We start from the raw sequence: 21,619 nt of genomic DNA, 5'->3' as shown, positions 1-21,619 counted from the left end.
CAATGGAAATGTCGGGGAAGGCAAGCGAAGCGGATGAGCGATATGTTACAGAACGGAGCCGAAGACTGAGGGTTGAGCCACAACAAAACAACGATCATCAAGCAATAAAACCCAAACTCAGTGCTCTGGAAAATAAATTCCCTTACACTCAGCTTCCAGGAAGCTGAAGCCAGTCTTGCTTCAACATGGTAGCCAGATGAGCTTCCTGGAAGCTTGCCCGCGGTATGAAATAACTTATTTTCCAAAGTACTCAGTACTTCGTAAACTAAATTTCCTTGCATTCTTCCGGCAGTCTTGGTAGACTGACCGTATGAAAAAACAGCACCTGACACTCACTGATGACGACCGCTCAACACTCGAAACGCTATTGTCGAAAGGCAGCTTGAGCGCTCGCACGTTCAAACGTGCCACTGCCTTGCTTGAACTTGATCGTGGTAAAACGCTTCAAGATGCCGCGTCCACGCTCGGTGTGACCTACAACGCAGTGGCTGCCTGGCGTGACGGCTACAAAACCTCTGGCTTACGCTGCCTTGACGACGCGCCTCGCTCTGGTCGTCCGACCTTGATCGATGGCGCGCAGCGTGCCAAAATCACCGCGCTCGCCTGTAGCGATGCGCCAGCGGGTCATGCTCGCTGGTCGTTGCGTCTGCTCGCCGAAAAGGTGGTTGAAGCCGGGCTGTGCGAGCAGATTTCGCATACCTTTGTTGCTGATGTCCTAAAAAAAACGAACTAAAACCGCATCTTAAAGACACCTGGTGCATTGGTCGTATTGACGCTGCCTTTTTGGCGCATCTCGAACAGATCCTGGCGCTGTATGCGCTGCCCTATGATCCCGCCTATCCCGTGGTGTGCTTTGATGAACGACCGTGCTTTTTGATTGGCGAGATCTTGCTGCCGCGACCGATGCGCAAAGGCGAGATTGAGAAACAACACTATGAATACGAAAAGCTTGGCTCGTGTGCGCTGCTTGCGGCGATCGAGCCGCTGACGGGACGACGGCTTGGGCAGGTCTCTGAGCGGCGCACCAAGCGCGAGTTCATGCAGTTTTGTCAGCAGATCGCGGCTGCCTATCCGCAAGCCAAGCGCATCCGATTGGTTCTCGACAATCTCAACACCCACAATGCCTCGTCGTTCTATGAACACTTGAGTGCCGAGGAAGCGTTTGCGCTCACTGAGCGCTTCGAGTTCACCTATACACCCAAAGGGGCCAGTTGGTTAAACATGATCGAGTGCGAGTTTTCAGCAATCTCGCGCCAATGCCTGGCTCGACGGATCGCGACAATTGAAGTCCTGCGCAGCGAAGTGCTCGCCTTACTTGACGAACGCAGTACCAAGGGTATCAAGATCCACTGGCAGTTCGGCATCCAAGCGGCACGTGCCAAATTCAATCGGCACTATACTCGTATCAATTCCCTAAATCAGAAATACAAGGAAACTTAGTTGACAGAGTACTCAGTGTCCTTTGTGCGCTCTGTGGCTCGCCTGATCTGCTCTTTGCTATAGTGCATTTTCAAATGACCTGTGCGGAGTTCGGTGGCGCTCATTCATCATTAGTATGCGCCTCGGCGCAATCGTAAACCCCAAATGCCTTAGCGACGGCGATTGCGCTTGTTGCGGCGGTTGCGCTTGCGCCCGCGCGCTGCGCCAGCTATTGGTGGCTGCGCAACAGCAATCGCCGGGGTGACTGCCGGCTCAGGTAGTAGTGGTGGCGCGCTCGGCGCTTCGGGCGCGGGGAGGGCAGGCGGTGTTGTGGGCTGAGCCTCTGGCGCGGGTGCGGCGCTTGGCGCTTTGGGTGTGGGGGAAGCAAGCGGCCCGGCGGTGTGTTTCCGGCGATTGCGACGCCCGCGCCACCAGCGCCACGCCAGGGTGGGCAGCACCAGCGCCAGCAGGTAGATCGTCAGCCAGAAGGGTTTCAGCCAGCGCGCCCAGACCGGCACGGGCGGCACATCGAGCGATGCGCCCGGCGCAAGCAGCGCCGCTGCCGGCTTGGGCGTACCATCGGCGCGCAGCACGCCCAGCTGTAGCTCCGGCCCGATGCGCCACGGCTGCCCACCCGTCACCTGCTTGGGCACGTAGCTAAAATCGTGCAGCGTCCACACCGCCGTGCCAGCGCTGTCGGTTGTGCGCATGGTGCGCAAAATGTCGGCGTAGTAGCTGGCCTGCTCGGCCTCGGTATGGCCGTGCGGGAAGATCCAGCTATTCCAGGTTGGCAGGCCAAACTCCGACATCACGATGGGCTTGTCGGGCACGGCGGCGCGCAGGGCGGCATAGCCAGCGGCCAGCTCGTCGGCGGGCGAGAAGAAGTGGTACGAGACAAAATCGACCTCGTCGGCCAGGTTGCTCGCCGCGCGCGGGTTTAGCCAACCAATGGTGATGAGGTGGTTGGGGTCGTACTGGCGGGCAAGGCGGGCCGTGTGCGCGAGCCAGGCATCCACCACTTCCGCGCCGTTCGAGCCGTAGTCGTTGTTTGGCTCGTTCTTCATATCCCAGGCCAGAATGGCGCGGTGATCGCGAAAGCGCGTTAATACACCTTCGAGGTGGCGGTCTGATTCGGGCCAGAGCAGCGGGCGATAATCGGTACGGAAGTCGAACAGCGTCGGCAGCGCCTTCATGCCATTCGCATCGACCCGGTCGAGGAAATCCTGCAGGCGGTCGAGCATCGCGGGGTCGGGCTTGGGGCCGCCAAACTGCTCGAAGGGAATAAAGGTGCGCACGGTGTTCAGGCCCAGCGAGCGAATGCTGGTCAGGTCGCGGTCGATTTCGGCGGGGTCATAGTTGATCCAGAAGCGATCCCAGGGCGTCACACGCGGTTAGTAGTCGATGCCATACACCTGGAAGGGCTGGCCGTCGAGCATCAGGCGCGTGCCCGAGCGCGTTACAAAGCCGGGGCGGGCAGCGAATACCGGCGCGGGCGGCGCGTTGGCGGCGGCGCGGCGCACCCAGTGGCGCACATGCCAGTCGCCATCCTGCAGAAACATCACCACATCGTAGTCGGCGCGTGTTTCGCCAGCATACACGATTGTGCCGCCAGCATCGCGAATCACCTGCGCCACCAGCGCGTCGTGGTCGGTAAACGACACGATTGCGCCATTGGCGCTGTAGAAGTGCAGCTGCAGGTTGTGCGCGGTGTCGGTCTGCTCGATCGTCAGGCCCTGCGCCGCTGCGTCGGTCACGGCGTTGCTGGCGGCATCGAGCGCCGGCCCTTCGAAGTAGGTTTTCAGGCCGTAGGGCTGGCCCTTGGTGTACGAAAGGCTCCACTGCAGCCACGCGCGAATATACGAGGCCTCGATCTGCGTGCGTGTGACGGGCTCGATCGCGCGACCGATGTTTGGCGTGTCGGCGCGCCATTCAAGCTTGACATGCAGGTCGGGCGGGACGTTCGGGATGATATTCAGCGCGCTGGCCGGGTCGGCGCCACGCTCGAAATAGGCCAGCAGCTCGGCCGCGCCGCGCACAGCGCCCCACGCCGCCGAGCCCGCCACCAGCACCAGCATCAGCCAGATGATCAGTTTTGCGCGTCGTCGTGACATGTCGTGCGCGGCGTGGGATTCACCGCGCCCACTCCTTCTGGGCAGCCGATTACGGCGCGGTAAACTGCGTCTGGCCCTGGCCCGCGCCAGCGCTTGCCGCCACACTGTAGCTGCCAGGGGGCAGTTCGCTCAGGCGCAGCTCAAGGCTGGCGTAGCCTGTTTCCGCAAGCGCGGCGAGCTGCTGCGCGCCATCCGGCCCGACGAGCGTGAACTGCACGGGCGTGCCATCGGGCACAAACTGATCGAGCGCGGCCAGCAGCGGGCCAGCCGTGAGCGTCACAAAGCCGTCGCGCGCGTTCACCTGCGCCTTCACCGCAATCGTGCCAACCGCCGGCCCGGCCGCAAAGCTCAAGGTCAGCGGGCGGCTTTCGACGCCATAGAGCGTGGCGCGCACCGTGACGGTGCCCGGCTCGGTGGGGGCTTGCAGCTGCGCCTCGGCCGCGCCATCGACGGTGTAGGCGGGAATGAAGCGCGGCTCGCTGCCCGCGACCTCGACCACAAACGTCACCAGCGTGCCATCGATCATCGGGTTGCCGAAACGGTCGCGGATCAGGTCGGTGCGCAGCGTGAGCATCTGCCGGCCATCGGCGGGCAGATTGAGCGGGCTGGCGCTCAGGCCGAATAGAGCGGGCCATGTCGGCACTTCCTCGAAGGTTGCGTCGGGGCCGTGCGCATCACCCACTGCCGCGCTCACCACCGCGCGGCCAGCCTGCGTGCGGCTGCGCACCCAGCCCCAGGCCAGCAGGTTTGTCACGGTCAAAGTCTGCTGCTCAAGCTGGTCGCCGGGGTGCAGGATGCGCAGCGTGAGCGGCATTCCTTCCGCCACCGGGTTGCCGTAATCGTCGAACGGCACCGCCAGCGCCATCGTCTCGTGCTCGCCATCGGCAGCAACCGAGCGCGGCCCAACGATTGGCACCACCGGGTCGGCCGGCGGGTTTGGGCGAACCTCGACCTGCCCTTCGCCACGGGCTGCGCCAGCGCGCGCAATCAGCGTGATCACACCAGTCTGGCGGGTATGCTCGCCGGGCAGGGTAATGGTTGCGCGCCCCTTCGCAAACACGCCCCGGTAGATGCGCATGCCATAGCTGCCCTGCGCCGCCAGCGTCACGGCCAGGCCATCGGGCGCGTCGGCGCGCACAACCGCCACCGGCACGGGCGCGCTGGCACGCACCGCGGCGGGCGTTTCGAGGCTGAGCGCGCCGCTCAGGGTTGGCGCGGCGGGCGTTTCAGTGGTCGCGCAGCCGCCCAGGGCAAGCAGCGCGAATACACCAAACACGGCCGGGAGCAGCCAGCGCCGCCACATGTGCCGCATCACAGGCTTGTGCCTTCAAACGCATTCACGCTCACCCGCAGCGATGTAAAACCCATACCGGGCGGCAGCGGCAGGCGCTCGCGCCAGGCAGTTTGCGCATCGACATCGGGCTGGAGCTTGTTAGCGAACAGCGCGCCCGGATGCCCGATCTGCTCGACATCGCCGGCAGGAGTGAGCGGAATATCAATTGGCTGCACGCGCTGCGGGCGCACAGCATCGCGAATGTAGACATGATCGACCCAGACGACCTGATTTTCGGCGTCGTAATAGGTCAGAAAGACGTGTGGGATCGTTGCTTCGGCGGTGCCGGTGTTGAGCAGCTGGCCAGTCAGGTGGGTGCTGCCGTCGGCATTGCGCACGATCTGCATGTTCTGCAGGCTCAGGTTGCGAGCCAGGTCGTGCTGCGTTACCACGCCTTTTGCGTAGGCGTCAAAGCTGGCGATTGGCCGCGTCAGCACCGGCGGTGTGTACGCGCCCGGCTTGAAATTCTTGAGGTCGAGCGTGTCGGAAAGCACCGCGCCGGCCACGCCTTCGAAATCCACCCGAAACGGCGTCACTTCTTTCGGCAGGATTTTGTGTACCATTGCTTCCTGCGCGTTGTAGTGAATCAGCTCCTTGCCGTCGGCATCGCGCAGAAAGGCGGTTACCGTCACATCGGCGGGGTCGGAAGAGGTGTTCAGCAGCTCGCCCACCACGCTGTAGCGCCCGTCGTGCTTGACGAGGTGCGACGACAGCACTTGCAGCTCGGGGCGGTCGAGAATATCGCCAAACTCGGTGGGCTTGGTGGTCACCCGCCGCCGCCCGGTCGAAACATAGCCGATCTCGGCGCGGCGAAAGAACTGCTCGGGCGGAACCGTTATGTCGACCGAGTCGGGCTCGATCACCCACTGTCCGTCGCGCAGCATCAGCGTGAGGTTCTGTGTGGTTTTGTAGGTCGAAAGTGACGTAACCCAGTCGGTATGCGCGGCCACCTCCACGCGCTCGGCCTCGGCGGCCAGCGTGTCGACCTTCACACTATTCAGCTTGCCATACGAAGCGACCATGCCGCCCGTCACCGAAAGGTCGATCAGGTACTGGTCGTAGGCCGGGCGTGTGGCTGGGTCGAGCCGGGCGTAGGCCGTGCTGAAGCGTCGAAAGTCGAGATCGTCGTAGTAGGCTTGCACCACGGCGGTGGGCGTGCGCAGCTGGTTGCTATACCAGTTCACAGCGCTGGCCCCGGCCGTCAGCACGATCAGCGCCAGCAGCGCGAGGCGGATGTGCTGCGCGGTGGGCGTGGCCGGGCGCGGGCGCGGCAGCTGGCGCGCCCAATCGAGCCAGACCTGCCAGCGCACCGCTGGGGTGTCGTCGCTCACGGGCAGCTGCGACCAGCGCAGCAAGCGGCCGTCGATCGCCCGCCACACGCGCGAGATGCGGCTCACCACCCATGCGCGCCGGCCAAAGCCACTGATGCGCCGCCACACAAACACAAACCAGTAGCCCAGCAGCCGCCACACGCGCCCGCGCACCTGGTGGCCGGTGCTCAGGCCCGCGCCTTCTTCGTCGCGATTGAGCAGCCAGAGAAAATAGGGCGCCCACACCGGCGAGGCAAACGCAATCAGCGCGCTCACAATCGCCGTCATCGGCACAATGCCCCACATCACGCGCTGGTAGTAGGGAATCTCCTTGCGCGGCAGCACCTCGGGCATGGGCGGGATATCTTCGCGCTCCCAGACCATGATGCCGTTTTCGAGGCGTTGCAGCCGATGCCAGCCCGAAAAATACAGCAGCGGGTCGTAGAACTGGTCGTTCGAGAAAATAAACTTGAGGTTGTACTTATCGGGCACGGCGATAAATTGCTGCAAGGAGCCAATCCCCGGCACGCCGCTGTACTTCGCGCCTTCCAGCCGCTCGACGGGCGTACTGGTCATTTCGGGCAGGCGACGCGCCGAGTGGTAGTTCCCATCCACCGAGGAAGCAGTGGTCTGCGCCGAAAGCCAGGCCATCTGGTCGCCAAAACCCAGCGTCAGGAAGCGCCAGCGCGAGTGCTGATCCTTCTCCAGAAAGGTCACAATCGGCTGAAAGTTGATCGGGTCGGGCTGGAACTTGCGGAACTTCGTGAGGTTCGCAACAAAGATCGACACCAGCAGATAGCTCACAATCAGCGCGATCTGCGTGAGCCGCCAGGTAATATCGCCAAACTGCTCGCGGGTGTAGCGCGCAAAGCGGCCGTGGCGCATGCTCACCACGAATTCGCCCAGCAGCGGCAACTGTGTCACCGTCGCCCAGAAGGTAAAGCGGTCGAGCGTCAGCACGTCGAATGCGCCACCGAGCAGCATTTTCGGGTAGGGCGTGGTGCCGCCAGTGCCGAGAAAGAACAGCGCCGACCACGACAGGATCATCGGCCAGGCGCGCGTCGTGATGCCTTTGTAGAAGACATACGGCAGCAGCAGCAGCGACAGGCCATAGGGCACCAGCCAGAACACCAGGCCGGCGGCAGTGTTCTTGATAAACGAATCGCGCGAGGCGTGCGGGATCGACACCTGTGTGATCGGGTCGGATTTACTCCACAGCCAGTAGGGCAGCACCACAAACACCAGCGCGACGATCAGGCCCGGCCCGTAAATGGCAGCCCGCGTCAGCGCCGGCACGATTCGCCGCACACGCCGCGCCACCAGCGCCCACACATTCCTGCGCGTGATGCGGGCCGGGTGCTGCGGCGGCTCGTCGGGCAGCGGCTCGCGCAGCGCTTCGACAATCGCCAGCCCGATTACTGGCGCAACAAAGAACACCGCGCCAAACAGGGTGGTGACGTGGTGGCCGGCTGTGGTCGCCGCATTCAGCAGCCAGCCCGTCAACAGCCAGCGGATCTTGCCTTCGCGCATCCAGCGGTAGACAAACGGCAGCGCATTCAGCAAAAAGCCCAGCGAAAACATGGTGGGCAGCTGGCCAAACACATGCACGGTTTCGGCAATGTTCGAAGCGAAAACCGTGAGCAGCGCGGCATAGCCAGCCGCTTCTTCGCTCGCCCAGATTTTCGAAAAGCGGTAGATGCCGAGCGTGACGTTCAGCACCGAAAAGGTCGCCACAATCGCAAAGCCGTTTTCCAGCCCCACAAAGTACGAAAGCAGCGCAATCGACTGCTGCGAGCCGGGCGGGTAGCTGATCATCGGGAAGCCGGTGTACCAGCGCGGCTCCCAGTGGTCGAACCAGGCGCGCGCGTAGTGGTCGGCAAAAAAGATGTGCACGTAGGCGTCGTAGGTGCCTTTGTAGGTGCCCATCAGCAGCAGCGCGCCGTGGTAGGCCAGCGCCAGCGCCAGCGCAAGAAAAAGCGTTGGGTTGTAGCGATTAAGGAGTGAACGCATAGCATTGGCGGCGCGAAGGGCAAGTGATTACGCAGCGTCTTTTCGCGCGCCCTCAGTGTACGCCTGTGCTTCGCGGACGGCTAGCGCAAATCATGAAGAGGTGGTGACAGAACAGAGGCGAATATGTTGCAGAATAGCTATGTGATCGCAATTTTTGCGAAGAATCGTTTCACCACGGAGGCACAGAGGCACGGAGGTTTTTGGGTTGCAAGTTGCAGGTTTGAAGGTTGCAGGTTTATAGGTTTGAAAGTTGATGGCTACTGCCCACGGGGTCTGGGGCGCGAGGTTCTGAGATTGGGAGGCTTACCCTTTCACCCTTTCACTCTTGTCTACTGAGGTGGGCGCAGGTACAGCTCGCCGCGGCTGTTGGGAATGCCGATGCGCTGGTAGCCATGGCTGGTCGCATAGTCAATCAGCGGCGTGTCGAGCTTGCCTTCCGATTCCAGTTTCACCAGAATCGCGGCGGGTGGGTTGCGATCGAAAAGCTCGCCAATGCTTGCGGGCGAGGTGCCAACATAGCGCGCGCGCTGCTCGGGCGTCAGCAAATCGCCAACGCGGTAGAGGAATGGGCCGGTCGCCAGCTCGGAGTAGATCGGCAGGTTTGCTTCCATCACATACAGCGGCGCAAGCGTGCCGATGGGCTGGCCTGTGTCGAGGCCGTGCTCGCGCAGGATCGCGCGCACATCGCCCGCCACCCGCTGCGTCCCTACCCCGCTCCACTGCTGGCGGTCGCGCGCCTGCCGCACCAGCGGCAATGCGTCGGGTGCGTATACAAGCGCCGCAAGCAGCACCAGCACAGCCAGAAAAATGTTGCGCGCACGGGAACGCCCGGCACCCCGCCACGCAAAAATCAGCAGCAGATACAAAAAGCTCACCGGCATGGCAAAATACTGCGGAAACAAGGGCGTTGGCACCATTGCGGTTGGGATGCTCACCAGCACCAGGGCCAGCGCCAGAACTGCGCCGGGCTGCCAGCGTGGCGCGCGCCCGATGCGGGCAGCCCGCGCAGTTGCGCCCAGCGCGCCGAGTGCGCAGGCCGCCAGCACCAGCAGCGTATCAAAGCGCAGAAACAGGTCGCGTGTGTCGGGCAGTTTGGCCGCGAGTGTCAGCGGTTCGTTATGGCCGGTTTGGATGCGCCATTGCGTATTAATGGTGTGGTACGTCAGATTATTGAACAGAAAACGGTCGAAATCGGCCAGATACAAGAAAACTGGCAGAAGCCCGAGCGCAAGCCCAAGCGCAAACGGCAGAAACACCTGGCGCAGCCGCGCGCCAAATGTCTGGTCGCGCGCGGGCAGCAGCGCCACGGCAACAAACGGCAACGCCGCCGTCGCATAGGTCAGCTTGGTGCCAATCGCCAGCGCAAGCATGATGCCCGCCAGTGCAAGGCCAACGGCTCGTGGGCGTTCAAGTTCATGCAGGAACAGCGCGCAGCTTACCAGCGAAAACGCAACCGGCGCAATGTAGTTCGAAACCTCGGCTGCCGGGCCAATAATCGTGATATTCATCAGAAAAAGCGTGGCAATCGCTATTCCTGACACACGGTCGCGCAGCATGTGCCATGCCACGAAAAAGATTGCCAGCGCGGAAATGACGACAAACGCGAAGCTGGCGAACTTGCCAATGAGAAGATAGAATGAATGAGCCTGAAACGCTGTGTAGATAGCACGGTAGATCAATGGCAGGTACGGCATCTGCAAATATGCGAAATCGCGGTATTGCACTTTTCCCTGCCCGGAAAGCAGTGCAGCCGCAAGGTACATATGCTCATTATGGTCGAACATCAGCATAATGCGCGCAAATGCACCAAGCAGCGCAAACAGCAGCACCGGCACGATGAAAATCAGAATAACAATGTTCTTTCGCATGCGGCTCTTTCATCATGCAGGCACTGACGTTAGGCGCTCTAACGATGGAATAAACAGTATTCTTCAGGAAATAGTGCTGGTTTCGCTGGCGCAGTATACCCGAGCCAAACGCTTTGCGCAAAGGCGCAGGCTCTGCGCGCCACGCTCGCTGGCAGGGCTGTGCCGCGCACAAATCCATGCTAGACTACACGCACCATGAACGAGCCACGCACAATTCTCCATCTCGATCTCGACGCGTTTTTCTGCGCGGTTGAGGAGCAGCACAACCCCGCGCTGCGCGGGCGGCCCTTTGCGGTGGGTGGGCGGCCCGAAGGCCGCGGCGTGGTGTCGTCGGCGTCGTATGCGGCGCGGCGCTTTGGCGTGCATTCGGCTATGCCGATGGCGCAGGCGGTGCGCCTGTGCCCCGAATTGGTGGTGGTGCCATCCAACTTCGCGGCCTACCGCGCCGCCTCGCAGCAGGTGATGGAGCGCCTGCACCGCCTGACGGCGCTGGTCGAGCAGATTTCAATCGACGAGGCGTTTCTGGATGTGTCGGCGCTGGGCGAGCCGGGCGAGGCGCTGGCGGCGCGCTTGCAAACGAACATCCGCGACGATCTGGCGCTTTCGTGCTCGCTGGGGGTGGCGGCCAACAAGCTGGTGGCGAAGATCGCAACCGATGTGGGCAAAAGCCTGGTGCGCAGCGGCGCGATGCCCAACGCGATCTGCGTGGTGCCGCCGGGCGAAGAAGCTGCTTTTCTTGCGCCGCTGCCGGCGGGCGCGCTGTGGGGCGTTGGGCCAAAAACCGCCGAGAAGCTGGCAGCAATGGGCATTCATACCATCGGCGCGATTGCCGCATGGCCGGCAGCCGACCTGGAGCGGCGCTTCGGGCAGCACGGCGAGGACCTGTCGCGCCGGGCGCGCGGCATCGATGAGCGGCCAATCGTCACCGAGCGCGCCGCCAAGTCGATCTCGCAGGAAACGACCTTTGAGCGCGACATCAGCGACCGCGCGGTGCTGGAGGGCACGCTGCGCAAACAGGCCACCGCCATCGCGCACAAGCTGCGCCGCGACGAGCTGACCGGCACGACGGTGAAGCTGAAAATTCGCTGGCCCGACTTCACCACGCCAACGCGCCAGCTCACCCTGCCCCAGCCAAGCGACGATGAAGCCGCAATTGCCGAGGCGGCGCTGCGCCTGTTTGCGCAAATCTGGCCGAGCGGGCAGCCGGTGCGCCTGATTGGCGTGGGCGTGAGCGGGCTCGGTTCGCCGCCGCGCCAGCTGGGCCTGTGGGACGCGCCCGCCGCCACGCCATCGCCCGCCGAGATCGAGCGCCAGCGCCGCACCGAGGCCGCGCTTGCCGCCATTCAGGAGCGATTTGGCGCGAAGATGCTGCGCCGCGCCCGCGACATGGGCGATCCGCCCGACGAGTAGGGTTCGAAAGTATCCACAGATTTCGCAGATGACGCAGATTATGCTTCTGTTTGCGCAAATTTGAGCCACAGAGCGCGGAGAGCCACCGAGTATGGATCTCAAAACTCGGTGTTCTCCATGTTCTCTGTGGCCCAATATTTCTGCACGTTGCTATGGGCGAAATGAAGCGCAGCGCTAGCTGGCCGGCTCGTTCGTTATCTGCTCGCCCAGCGGCGTGGGCAGGCCGTCGATGCTGCACGCATTCTTTTCGGCGCGGTATTCTTCCATCTCCTCGGGGCCTTTGGCCGTCGCCCAATCCAGCAGTGTCGAGCGCTGATCAACGTAATCGTAGCGGGGCACCGCAAAGCCACACGACGTCTGCACGCGCGTAATGTCGGCAACAACAATCTGCCGCACGCCCGGGTAGTCCACGAACATTGGGCGCAGCGCAGCCCACTCGGCGTCGCTGGGCAGCACCGTGCGCCCGTGGCCATACAGCCGCAGAATACGCGGCGGGCCAGCAAACGCGCAGAACATGAGGGTGATGCGGCCATTCTCGCGCAGGTGCGCCGAGGTTTCATTCCCGCTGCCGGTCAGGTCGAGGTAGGCCACGCGCTCGGGCGACAGGATGCGCAGGCAGTCGAGGCCCTTGGGCGACATGTTGACATGCCCCTCGGCAGTGAGCGGGGCGCTCGCCACAAAGAACATATGCTGCTTTTCGATAAAGGCGCGCAGCTCGGGAACAATTGCCGGGTACAGCTTGGCCATGATGCAATTCCTCCGAATGATGGGTTTGGCTCACGGGCGGGCGGGTTCGACAAAAAGGCGTATACTCATAAAACGTCTGGCGGCGAGAAATTGGCGATGCTTGCGTTATGGATTTGCCAGCTCGATCTGGTCGGCAACGAGCACATTCGGCCCGTCGAGCGCCGGGTCGGCGGCATTTGCGCCCAGTGGCAGGCGCTGGCCGTCGGGCGTGTACAGGCCAACGAGCAGGCGGTACGCGCCGGCCGGCGCAGTGGCCGGCGTCGCCAGCGGCAGCTCCATCTGCTGGAAGCGCGCCGGGTTGCTGCCATCGGGCGGGTAGGGCAGGTCGATCTGCCCGTAGCGCTGGCCATCCGGCCCGATCAGGTGCGCGAACAGCATGGTGCCGGGCGGAATCTGCGCGCTGGGCTGCCAGGCCAGCCGCCACACCAGCGGCTGCCCAACGACCGGCTGCTGCGGCGCTGTCAGGCCATACAGGCGCGCGGCATCGCCAAAAGCCACATCTTCCTGCCGCCCAACCGTTGGCGGGGCCTCGTAGATCCATGCATATGGCACACCGTGCAGCCGAATCACTTCCAGCGGCTCGGCCTTGCCATAGAACTCGGTGAACGGCGGGAACAAATCGCCCTGCGCATCGTTCACATACACGACCACATAGCCGCTGTGCGGTGGCAGCGTGGGCTCGGGCGGCGTCAGCGACTGCGCGCCGGGAACCAGGTAGGTTTGCAGGCCGATTTTGAGCGTTGTGACAGTGAGCACGCCAGTGATGTTTGGCTGCTTGTTCAGCCAGTCGGCCACAAGGTTCATGCCCTCGCCCCAGCCGGTTTTGAAGGCCCATGCGCCCATCTGCGCGCCGCCCAGCAGCTGGTTGTAAGCAACCATCTGGTAGGGCTGCCAGCTTGCGACATTCAGCGCCGCGCCGAGCGCCACCGCGCCGAGCGCCACCGGCTGCCAGCGCTCGCCACGCTCGCGCGGGCGCACGAACCAGCCGAGCAGCGCGGCGCACAGCCACACCAGCCCAACGGCGGCAAGCACATCCACCGCCGGGAAAACCGGCACCAGGTAACGGTTGAATTTCTTGGCGAACAAACCCATCGCCAGCGTGAACGTGATGGCGAACCAGGCCAGCCCGGCCAGCGCGTGGCGCGCATCGGCGGAAAGGGGCATGCGCCGCCAGGCCCACGGCAGCGCCAGCAGGCCAATAAAGCTGATCGGCGTGAGGCGCAGCGCCAGCGCCAGCGGGTAAAACGTGAAGCCGGGCGCGGGCTCGGGGCGGCCCAGGTAGAAGTTGCCAAGCTGGTGCGGCTGCGTACCTTCGGCGCGGTAGCCCAGCCAGATCTGGTAGAAGGCTTCGCGCGGGGCCGCCCACAGCGCCGGCCAGATCAACAGCGCAGCCGCTACCGCGACGGCGGCCCACAGCAGCGCATCCATGAACAGGCGCGTGAAGCGGCGCGGCTGCGGGCCATACCACGTCGCAAACAAGCCCATTGAGCCAATGAGCGGCAGCAGGATCAGGCCCGGCGATTTGGTGGTGATCGCCAGCGCCGCAAACACCGCCGACAAGGCCAGCGTGCGTCGATGCTGCGTGAGGAACCAGTAGCGGCAGGCGGCCAGCACGCTCAGCATCATAAATGTGCCCGACAGCGCATCGACATGCAGCACGCGCCCAAACGCGATCACAAAGGGATCGAGCGCCCACAAGAGCGCGCCCAGCAGCGCCACCGGGCCGGGCAGCATGTCGCGCATGAGCAGGTAGCCCACGCCCACGGCCAGCGCATTCACCGTGGTAATTGGCAGCTCATACAGCGCCACAAACATCTGCGGGCTGAGCGACTGCACGCCAAACAGGCCCAGGTTTTCGCGCAGCACCAGGCTGGCTGCGCCCAGCCACATCGTCGGCACGCCCGGGTGGTCCGTGATCGCGGTGGCCGCGAAATTACCGGCGCGCATCGCACTCAGAAACAGCTCGGAGCGCATGAACCAGAAGTTCACCTCGTCCATGGTGGCAAACAGCCCCAGGTCGAGCAGGCGCGGAATGAGCGCCACAATCACAACGGCCAGCGGCGCGAGCACTGCGCCCAGGCCGGCAACGCGCCGCTCAGCGCGCGGCAGCGGGTAGGTTCGTTCCAACAAAACACCTCGGCAGTTGATCGTGGGCGCCGTGGCCCTGCTACGCGGGGATTGTACCACGCCCCGGCGCAGCCGCTGCATCATGAAAGGGGATCCGCAGATTTCGCAGATGATGCGTTATCACCGCTGGCAGTAGGCAGTAGGCAGTGAGCAGTTTCGATAAACGTTTACCCCTTCGTACCTTCGTGTCTTCGTGGTTAATCGTTCGTGCCTTCGTGGTTACGTCGCGCCCACACCAAACACGCTGCACAGGCGCTCGGTGCCAATGCCGCTGATCAGCAGGCGTTCTTTCGCGTTATTCAGCAGCTGCTGCGTCCAGCTTGTAAAGCCGCCATCGGCCAGCATATACGCCTGCCCGGCCGCGTCGCTGGCGTAGATCGCAAAGCACAGGCCCGCGTAGTAGGTGCGGCCCGACGCGCGCTCGGGGTCGAAACGCGCCTGCGCCTGCGGAAATTCTTCCGCCAGCGGGGCGAACACCGCCGCTGAAATCGCATCGGCGCGCGTTCCATCAAGGTCGGTGACACGCACATCCAGCGCGTGGATTGCACTGCCCTGCGCCTGCAATACCGTCAGCAAGCGCAGATAGAAGCGCAGGTGTTCGCGCAGCGCGGCCAGCTCGAAGCGGAAACTGCCTTCGTCACGCCCGGCCGTGCACAGCGCAAACAGGCGGAAGTGCGCAAACGACGCCGCGCCTTTGAAAGGCTGTGGGCGCAGCAGACGGTGGCTGGCACACAGCGCCACGCGCTCGTGCCGCCGCGCCGGGTCGCGCATAAGGTCGCGCCGCCGCGTCGCGCATTCCAGCGCCAGCACGTTCGTCGAGTCCGACACGACTTCAGTGTTGCGCGCAGTCGCAATCGTTTTGTTCTGGTCGGCCGCGCCAACGGATGTGTTGGTGCCCAGCGGGCAAACCGGCGCAAGCTCCAGCGGCGTGAACTGCGGCGCGGCCAGCCCAAACGCCAGCCGGTCGACTTCGAGCAGCGCGGCCGGGCTGATTGTCGCGGGGCGCACAAACGGGTTGCGCTCGTAGCTTGCCAGCAGGGCGGCGGGTGCCTGCCGCGCCGCGCGCCGGCGGTACACTTCCAGCATCAGCGATTGCAGGTCGGTGGGCGTCAGGCGCTCGGCCAGCAATTCCAGCACGTCGGCGCCGTCGCCCTCGCGCACAATTCGTTCGAGCAGCGCGCTTGTCATTGGCTTTCCTCTTCTCCCAGTTGCGACAGCAGCGCGGTGGCCTGGCGCTGCTCAGCCACCACGCCCAGCTTCTGGCTCCACTCCAGTGCTTCACGCGCAAAGGCCAGCGCCGCCGCGCGGTCGCCACGCTGCATCTCCAGCTCGGCGTAGCGCACAAGCAGGGTTGCGAGATAGCTGCGGCTGCCGATCTCGCGAATGGCCGCAAGCGACTTGGCATACATTTTTGCGGCTTCTGGCAGATGGCCCATGCGATGCGTCACAAAGGCAAACTGGCTGTACGCGCCCCAGGCACGTTCCATGTTGAAACCGGGATTATGCAGATCGGTTTGGAACACATCGCGGGCGGCGCGAAAAGCGGCCAGCGCCGCGTCCCAATCGCCAGTGTCGCGCGCGATTTTGCCCTGCTCGATTGTGATGTCGGCGCGCACAAAGGCCTGCTCCTCTGGCGCGATGCGTTCCAGCAGTGCCAGCGCGGCCTCGCAGTGGGCCTGGGCCGCGGCAGCGTTGTTTGCACGGCGCGCAAGCTGGGCCATGTTCACCAGAATTTCGGCATGCCATGCGCCATCGCCCAACTCTTCAGCCAGTGCTAACGACTCGGCGAAGGCCTGGTTGGCTTCAGCAACACGTTCTTGCTGGCCGATCGCCCAGCCATACCATTTCAGCTCATTGCGCAGCGTGGCACGGTCGCCGAGCAGACGCGCATATTCGATCATGCGCAGGTCCAATTCCAGCATCTCAGGCCAGCGCCCAACCGCGTCATAGTACGCGCCCAAAGCAGCGCCAACCGCCAGCAGCAGGTCGGGGCGCTCGTGTTGGACGGCCCAGCGCGCCAGTGTGGCCAGGTGCTCGCCGTCGCGCCGCAGCGAGCCGCGGTCGGGCTGCTGCCAGTGCGGGCGGTTGAACGGCGCGGCCAGCTCGGTCAGTACATCGAGCCAGCGTTCGCGCAGTTCGCTTTCGAGCGCGGGCTGTTGCGCCAGCGCATCCAGGGCAAAGCTGTGGGTCAGCGGCAGCAGCTTGAAACGCTCGCCATTCTGGTCGACCAGCGCGAGCTGCAACAGCTCGGCCAGGCCGTCGTCGCGGCCAATGATGTCGTCCGTCAGGCCGGCAACTTCGCCCAGCATGGCGCGGCTGACGCTGCGCTCGAACAAGGCCAGCGCAAACAGCAGCCGTTCGGCATCGCGCCCGCAAATGCGCGCCATGCTCTCGGCAAAGCAGAAACGCGCAATGTCGCTCTGCCCGCTGCCCAGCCGCCGCAGCACGCTTTCCACACTATGCCCCAGGCTCATCAGCCCAATGCTCCAGACAATCGCCAGCGGGATGCCGCCGGTGCGGCGGTACAGGTCGGCGCTGGCGGTGGGCGGCAGGTCAACGTTCTTGCGCGCGGCTTCGACCAGCATCAGTGCCTGGGCATCGGGCTCGGGCATGCCGCTCAGGCGCATGCTGTAGGCGATATCAATGCGATGGCGCGTGGTCACAATCGCCTTGGTTGGGTCGGGCAGCTCGCGCAGAAAGGTCAGCAGCTCCTCATCGTCGACCGTCTCCAGATTGTCGACAATCAGCAGGGTGCGCTGCGCGGCCAGGGCACGTTCGACCATGCTGGTCTGCTGTGCGGCGATGGACTGCGCGATTGCCGGTTGTTCCAGCACCATGCCAATTTCGCGATACAGGTCGTGCAGGGTGTTGAAGCGCTGCTGGCGCTGCTGAATGCCGCTGGCCGTCAGCAGCGTGCGCTTGGCCGACACCCACACAATCGCGTCGAAGCGCTCGGCCTCGGGCAGGCTCGCGTAGCCGTCGCGGTAGCGGTAGGCTAGCTCAAGCGCCAGCGCGCTCTTCCCCACGCCGCCAATCCCGTCGAGCGTGATCACAAAGTGGCGGCTGCGCGGGTGCGGCAGCAGCAGCTGGGTGAGCTTTTCCAGCTCGGCCTGCCGCCCAACAAAGCGCGGGTAGGCGCGCTGCGGCAGGTTGTGCCAGGGCAGGGCGGGGCGCGGCGGCGGCAGCGCGGCGGGCGCGGGCGCAGCAGCAAGCAGGCGCATGTCGTCGCGCAGGATTTCGAAGCTGTGCAGCAGGGCGGCGGTATTGCTGGCGGCGGCGCGGCTTTGCTCGGCGCTGGTTTTCTGAAAGGCCAGCACATACAGCTCGCGCAGCTGCGGGATGTACAACACCTCGTCGCCAAGCATCGCCAGGAAGGCGCGCACCGCCGCATCCACACGCGCCCGGTCGAGGCGGGCGGGCAGCACGTCGACAAAGGATTGGTGGAGCACCGCGGCGCCTGCCTGCGGCGAGTGAAACGGACGCGTCAGGATGTCGCGCAGCGCCACCTGAACGCTTGGCAGGTCGGCAAAGCGGGTTTGATCGGCCAGTGCCGTCGCCAGCTCGGCGTCGTGCTGGCGGTACTCGCGGGCGAAACGCGCCTCGGCCCGCGCGGCGGCGGCGCGCAGATCGCGCTCAAGCGCCCGCCGGTCGAGCTTCTGCTCAATCGTTTCGCCCAGCACCTCGCCGATCAGCTGGCCGAGCGCGTTTGTGAGCACCTCCACCAGAAACATTGCCGCCTCCTTTGCGCCACGGTTGCGCCCAACACGATACCACAGCGCCCGCCGCGCGGCAATGATACAAAAGCGGCGGCTCGGTCGTCATACGGATGCGAGTATAATGCAGCGATGCAGAGAAGGAGGAACCCCATGACCTTGAGCAACGAGCAAAACGCGCTGCTGGCGCTGATCGATCGCGCCTATGCCGCGCAGAATGAATGGGTCGCTGGCCTGAGCGACGCCGAGCGCGAGCTAGTGGGCACGCCCGAGCGCTGGTCGGCCAAGGATATGCTGGCGCATATCACATTCTGGCAGCAGGTGATGATCGACCGCCTGAATATGGTCAGGCGCGGCGAAACGCCAACGCTGTTTGGCGATTTTCAGCCGGTGAACGAGCGCATTTTCGACGAGCGCAACGCCCATTCCTGGCAGCAGGTGCGCGACGAAGCGGCGGCTGCCTACGCGGCGGCAGGCGAGCATGTGCGCACATTCGACACTGCCACGCTGACCGAGCGCGACCGTTTTGCGTGGAACCACAACGAGCCGCTGGTGTCAAACATTCTGAGCAACAGCTACTGGCACCCGCTTGAGCACGCGGCACGCTTCGCCATCGAGCGCGGCGACAACGCGCATGCAATCGCGCTCATGAACGATGCGATTGTGAAACAGCCGGCGCTGGCGGTCTTTCCGCACGACCGCGCCACGGCGCTGTTTAACTTGGCGTGTTTGTATGCCACCACTGGCCTGCCCGCGCAGGCGCTTGCGCTCCTGCCCGAGTCGTTTGCGCTGCGCCCCGATCTGATCGAATGGTCGAAGCAGGATAGCGACCTCGACTCGATCCGCGACACGCCGGAGTTTCAGGAGCTGATGAGCACATAGCGCTGGGTAGCGAGAATATATCCACAGATTACGCAGATTGCGCAGATTATTTTTGTTTATGCACTTATCTGTGTAATCTGCGTAATCTGTGGAAAAAAATTCTTGGTGTCTTCGTGTCTTGGTGGTTAGATTTCTGGCGGCTGAATACGAAAGGGTAGCCATGCGCGTTCTCGTCACCGATGCATTCTGGGAGCTGTTTCCCGCCGCGCGGATCGGGCTGGTGGTTGCGCGCGGCGTCGACAACAGCGGCGCGGAAGGGCAACCCGCCGCGCTGCTGGCCGAGGCGATAGCCGCGAGCGCTGCCGCGCTGGAAGGGGCCGACATGGCCAGCCACCCGGCGGTCGCACCCTGGCGCGCGGCCTACGCGCAGTTCGGTGCCAAGCCCTCGAAATTTCGCTCGTCGATCGAAAGCCTGCTGCGCTCGGCGCAATCGGGCCGCCTGCGCTCGATCAGCCCGCTGGTCGACCTGTATAACACCGTGTCGCTGCGCTACCAGCTGCCCTGCGGCGGCGAAGACCTGGCCGCAATTGTGGGCGATTTACGCCTCACCCGCGCGGCCGGCGGCGAGGGGTTTCGCACGATTGGCGCCGAGCGCGACGAGCCGCCCGCCCCCGGCGAGGTGATCTACGCCGACGACGCGGGCGCGGTGTGCCGCTGTTTCAACTGGCGCGAGGCCGACCGCACCAAGCTCACCGAAACCACCCGCGACGCGCTGCTGGTAATCGAAACGCTGCCCGCGCACGACCCCGCCCAACTCGACGCCGCGCTGCACGAACTAGCCGCGCTGATTGGCGCACACGTGGGCGGCAGCACCAGCGTCGCCGTGCTCGAGCGCAACGCGCCAGCGCTGGAAATCGATCTGGAGAAAGCGTAGCCACAGAGCGCACGGAGATCACCGAGTTCTAAATAATTTGCCTCAGTGTCCTCTGTGTTCTCTGTGGCTAATATGTTTACACCTTAAACCTTCGTGTCTTCGTGCCTTCGTGGCAAAGGCAGCTCTGGTTTTCAGACACACACGGAGCAAGCATGCAAAACCAGGCAGATGTAATCGTCGTCGGGGCCGGGCTGGCCGGCCTGGTTGCCGCCGCCGAGCTGGCCGACGCCGGCCGGCGCGTGCTGATTGTCGAGCAGGAAAACGAGCAGAACCTGGGCGGGCAGGCCTTCTGGTCGTTCGGCGGCCTGTTCCTGGTCGATTCGCCTGAGCAGCGGCGCATGGGCATCCGCGACTCGCACGAGCTGGCGCTGCAGGATTGGCTGGGCACGGCAGGATTTGACCGGCCCGACGATGCATGGCCGCGCCGCTGGGCCGAGGCCTATGTCGCCTTTGCTGCTGGCGAAAAGCGCGCCTGGCTCTACGAGCGCGGCCTGCGCTGGTTCCCGGTGGTTGGCTGGGCCGAGCGCGGCGGCTATGGCGCGCTGGGGCCGGGCAACTCGGTGCCGCGCTTTCATGTCACCTGGGGAACCGGGCCGGGCGTGGTGGAACCGTTTGTGCAGCGCGTGCGCGAGGCCGAGGCGCGCGGCCTGATAACGCTGAAATTCCGCCATCAGGTTGATGAAATCACGGTGGCGGGCGGCGTAGTGACGGGCGTGCGCGGCACGATTCTGGAAGCGAGCGGCGCGGCGCGTGGCGCGCCCAGCTCACGCGTCGCCGCTGGCAGCTTCAGCTTCACCGCGCAGGCCGTGATCGTTGCGGCGGGCGGCATTGGCGCGAACCACGAGCTGGTGCGGCAAAACTGGCCGGCCCGGCTGGGCAGCCCGCCCGCGCACATGATCTCGGGCGTGCCGGCGCATGTCGATGGGCGCATGCTGGCGATCAGCGCAGCGGCCGGCGGCGCGATCATCAACCCCGACCGTATGTGGCACTACACCGAGGGCATTGCGAACTGGAACCCGATCTGGCCGCAGCACGGCATCCGCATCCTGCCCGGCCCATCGTCGCTCTGGCTCGACGGTCGCGGCCAGCGCCTGCCGGTTCCGCTGTTCCCCGGCTTCGACACGCTCGGCACGCTGGCGTACCTGCGCGCCACTGGCTTCGACCATAGCTGGTTTATTCTGACGCAGAAAATCATCAAGAAAGAATTCGCGCTGTCTGGCTCGGAGCAAAACCCCGACCTGACGGGCAGGAGCTGGCGCATGGTCGCCGGGCGCGCAGTTGGCAAAAAAGCCACCGGGCCGGTCGAGGCGTTCAAGAAGCGCGGGGAAGATTTCGTGGTGGCGCGCACGCTGCGCGAGCTGGTGGCAGGCATGAATCGCCTGACGCCCAGCGCGCCGCTCGACCTGAGCGCAATCGAGCGCGAAGTCGCCGCGCGCGACCGCGAGATCCTCAACCCCTTCAGCAAAGACTCGCAGATCGTGCATATTCGCGGGGCGCGCAACTATCGCGGCGACCGGCTGATCCGCACCGCGCCGCCGCACTGTTTGCTCGACCCGAGCGCCGGCCCGCTGATCGCGGTGCGCCTGCACGTCCTGACGCGCAAAACGCTGGGCGGGCTGCTGACCAACCTCGAAGGGCAGGTGCTCGGCGGCGATGGCGAACCGGTGCCGGGGCTGTATGCGGCTGGCGAGGCAGCCGGCTTTGGCGGCGGCGGCATGCACGGCTACCGCGCGCTGGAAGGCACGTTCCTGGGCGGCTGCATCTTTTCCGGGCGGGCGGCCGGGCGGGCGGCGGCGCGGGCCGTGGTCTAGCGCG

Annotated in this window: 15 protein-coding genes; 6 read left to right on the top strand and 9 right to left on the bottom strand. The window is 64.4% G+C overall.

Annotated elements, in window-relative coordinates:
* Window positions 1-310 precede the first annotated feature (310 nt).
* Both M1P90_RS03760 and M1P90_RS03755 read left to right on the top strand, forming a co-directional pair.
* Window positions 311-733 (top strand): helix-turn-helix domain-containing protein, encoded by a 423-nt coding sequence (locus tag M1P90_RS03760; protein WP_483698560.1) that lies wholly within the window; start codon window positions 311-313, stop codon window positions 731-733.
* Between the two features lie 26 nt (window positions 734-759).
* Window positions 760-1,440: an IS630 family transposase gene (locus M1P90_RS03755; protein ID WP_483704598.1), complete on the top strand. Its 681-nt coding sequence runs from the start codon at window positions 760-762 to the stop codon at window positions 1,438-1,440.
* 149 nt (window positions 1,441-1,589) lie between these two features.
* Here the strand turns inward: M1P90_RS03755 and M1P90_RS03750 are convergent, their stop codons facing one another.
* From M1P90_RS03750 to M1P90_RS03730, 5 genes are all read right to left on the bottom strand, one after another.
* Entirely contained in the window at window positions 1,590-2,804 is a 1,215-nt protein-coding gene (locus M1P90_RS03750; RefSeq protein ID WP_483701318.1) for a cellulase family glycosylhydrolase, read from the bottom strand.
* A 6-nt stretch (window positions 2,805-2,810) separates the two neighbouring features.
* Window positions 2,811-3,530: a hypothetical protein gene (locus tag M1P90_RS03745; RefSeq protein WP_483701317.1), complete on the bottom strand. Its 720-nt coding sequence runs from the start codon at window positions 3,528-3,530 to the stop codon at window positions 2,811-2,813.
* A 49-nt stretch (window positions 3,531-3,579) separates the two neighbouring features.
* Window positions 3,580-4,845: a hypothetical protein gene (locus tag M1P90_RS03740; protein ID WP_483701316.1), complete on the bottom strand. Its 1,266-nt coding sequence runs from the start codon at window positions 4,843-4,845 to the stop codon at window positions 3,580-3,582.
* The gene (locus tag M1P90_RS03735) at window positions 4,842-8,183 is read right to left on the bottom strand and encodes a hypothetical protein (protein ID WP_483701315.1); all 3,342 of its coding nucleotides are present in this window, start codon (window positions 8,181-8,183) and stop codon (window positions 4,842-4,844) included. Before M1P90_RS03735 ends, M1P90_RS03740 begins: the two co-directional genes overlap by 4 nt.
* A gap of 329 nt (window positions 8,184-8,512) precedes the next feature.
* Window positions 8,513-10,051 carry a hypothetical protein gene (locus M1P90_RS03730; RefSeq protein ID WP_483701314.1) on the bottom strand — a complete coding sequence of 513 codons (1,539 nt, stop codon included), beginning with the start codon at window positions 10,049-10,051 and terminating at the stop codon, window positions 8,513-8,515.
* A 195-nt stretch (window positions 10,052-10,246) separates the two neighbouring features.
* On the opposite strand from M1P90_RS03730, the gene dinB reads away from it, so the two are divergent.
* Window positions 10,247-11,461: a DNA polymerase IV gene (gene dinB, locus M1P90_RS03725; protein WP_483701313.1), complete on the top strand. Its 1,215-nt coding sequence runs from the start codon at window positions 10,247-10,249 to the stop codon at window positions 11,459-11,461.
* A 174-nt stretch (window positions 11,462-11,635) separates the two neighbouring features.
* Here the strand turns inward: dinB and M1P90_RS03720 are convergent, their stop codons facing one another.
* From M1P90_RS03720 to M1P90_RS03705, 4 genes are all read right to left on the bottom strand, one after another.
* Window positions 11,636-12,208, bottom strand: coding sequence for a pyridoxamine 5'-phosphate oxidase family protein (locus M1P90_RS03720; protein ID WP_483701312.1), 573 nt, complete (start codon window positions 12,206-12,208; stop codon window positions 11,636-11,638).
* Between the two features lie 105 nt (window positions 12,209-12,313).
* Window positions 12,314-14,335, bottom strand: coding sequence for a hypothetical protein (locus M1P90_RS03715; RefSeq protein ID WP_483701311.1), 2,022 nt, complete (start codon window positions 14,333-14,335; stop codon window positions 12,314-12,316).
* Window positions 14,336-14,554: 219 nt separating this feature from the next.
* A complete protein-coding gene (locus M1P90_RS03710) occupies window positions 14,555-15,523 on the bottom strand; it encodes a hypothetical protein (RefSeq protein ID WP_483701310.1) in 969 nt (322 codons plus the stop codon).
* The gene (locus tag M1P90_RS03705) at window positions 15,520-18,066 is read right to left on the bottom strand and encodes an AAA family ATPase (protein ID WP_483701309.1); all 2,547 of its coding nucleotides are present in this window, start codon (window positions 18,064-18,066) and stop codon (window positions 15,520-15,522) included. The genes M1P90_RS03710 and M1P90_RS03705 overlap by 4 nt, the downstream gene beginning before the upstream one ends.
* A 135-nt stretch (window positions 18,067-18,201) precedes the next feature.
* Between M1P90_RS03705 and M1P90_RS03700 the strand changes: the two genes are divergently transcribed.
* From M1P90_RS03700 to M1P90_RS03690, 3 genes are all read left to right on the top strand, one after another.
* Window positions 18,202-18,930, top strand: coding sequence for a TPR end-of-group domain-containing protein (locus M1P90_RS03700; protein WP_483701308.1), 729 nt, complete (start codon window positions 18,202-18,204; stop codon window positions 18,928-18,930).
* Between the two features lie 160 nt (window positions 18,931-19,090).
* Entirely contained in the window at window positions 19,091-19,804 is a 714-nt protein-coding gene (locus M1P90_RS03695) for a B3/B4 domain-containing protein (RefSeq protein ID WP_483701307.1), read from the top strand.
* A 152-nt stretch (window positions 19,805-19,956) separates the two neighbouring features.
* On the top strand, window positions 19,957-21,615 hold the full coding sequence (locus M1P90_RS03690; RefSeq protein ID WP_483701306.1) for an FAD-binding dehydrogenase: 1,659 nt from the start codon (window positions 19,957-19,959) through the stop codon (window positions 21,613-21,615).
* The last annotated feature ends 4 nt before the right edge of the window (window positions 21,616-21,619 follow it).

The organism is Kouleothrix sp. 19917 (assembly GCF_057073505.1).
The sequence above is the reverse complement of the archived record's forward strand: the minus strand, read 5'-3'. Positions and strand labels throughout refer to the sequence as shown.

Excerpts from the sequence above, each read along its gene's own strand:
- M1P90_RS03695 (WP_483701307.1), top strand. The coding sequence starts at position 19,091 with ATGCGCGTTCTCGTCACCGATGCATTCTGGGAGCTGTTTCCCGCCGCG.
- dinB (WP_483701313.1), top strand. The coding sequence starts at position 10,247 with ATGAACGAGCCACGCACAATTCTCCATCTCGATCTCGACGCGTTTTTC.
- M1P90_RS03705 (WP_483701309.1), bottom strand. The coding sequence starts at position 18,066 with ATGTTTCTGGTGGAGGTGCTCACAAACGCGCTCGGCCAGCTGATCGGC.
- M1P90_RS03690 (WP_483701306.1), top strand. The coding sequence starts at position 19,957 with ATGCAAAACCAGGCAGATGTAATCGTCGTCGGGGCCGGGCTGGCCGGC.
- M1P90_RS03735 (WP_483701315.1), bottom strand. The coding sequence starts at position 8,183 with ATGCGTTCACTCCTTAATCGCTACAACCCAACGCTTTTTCTTGCGCTG.
- M1P90_RS03720 (WP_483701312.1), bottom strand. The coding sequence starts at position 12,208 with ATGGCCAAGCTGTACCCGGCAATTGTTCCCGAGCTGCGCGCCTTTATC.
- M1P90_RS03710 (WP_483701310.1), bottom strand. The coding sequence starts at position 15,523 with ATGACAAGCGCGCTGCTCGAACGAATTGTGCGCGAGGGCGACGGCGCC.
- M1P90_RS03745 (WP_483701317.1), bottom strand. The coding sequence starts at position 3,530 with ATGTCACGACGACGCGCAAAACTGATCATCTGGCTGATGCTGGTGCTG.
- M1P90_RS03760 (WP_483698560.1), top strand. The coding sequence starts at position 311 with ATGAAAAAACAGCACCTGACACTCACTGATGACGACCGCTCAACACTC.
- M1P90_RS03700 (WP_483701308.1), top strand. The coding sequence starts at position 18,202 with ATGACCTTGAGCAACGAGCAAAACGCGCTGCTGGCGCTGATCGATCGC.
- M1P90_RS03730 (WP_483701314.1), bottom strand. The coding sequence starts at position 10,051 with ATGCGAAAGAACATTGTTATTCTGATTTTCATCGTGCCGGTGCTGCTG.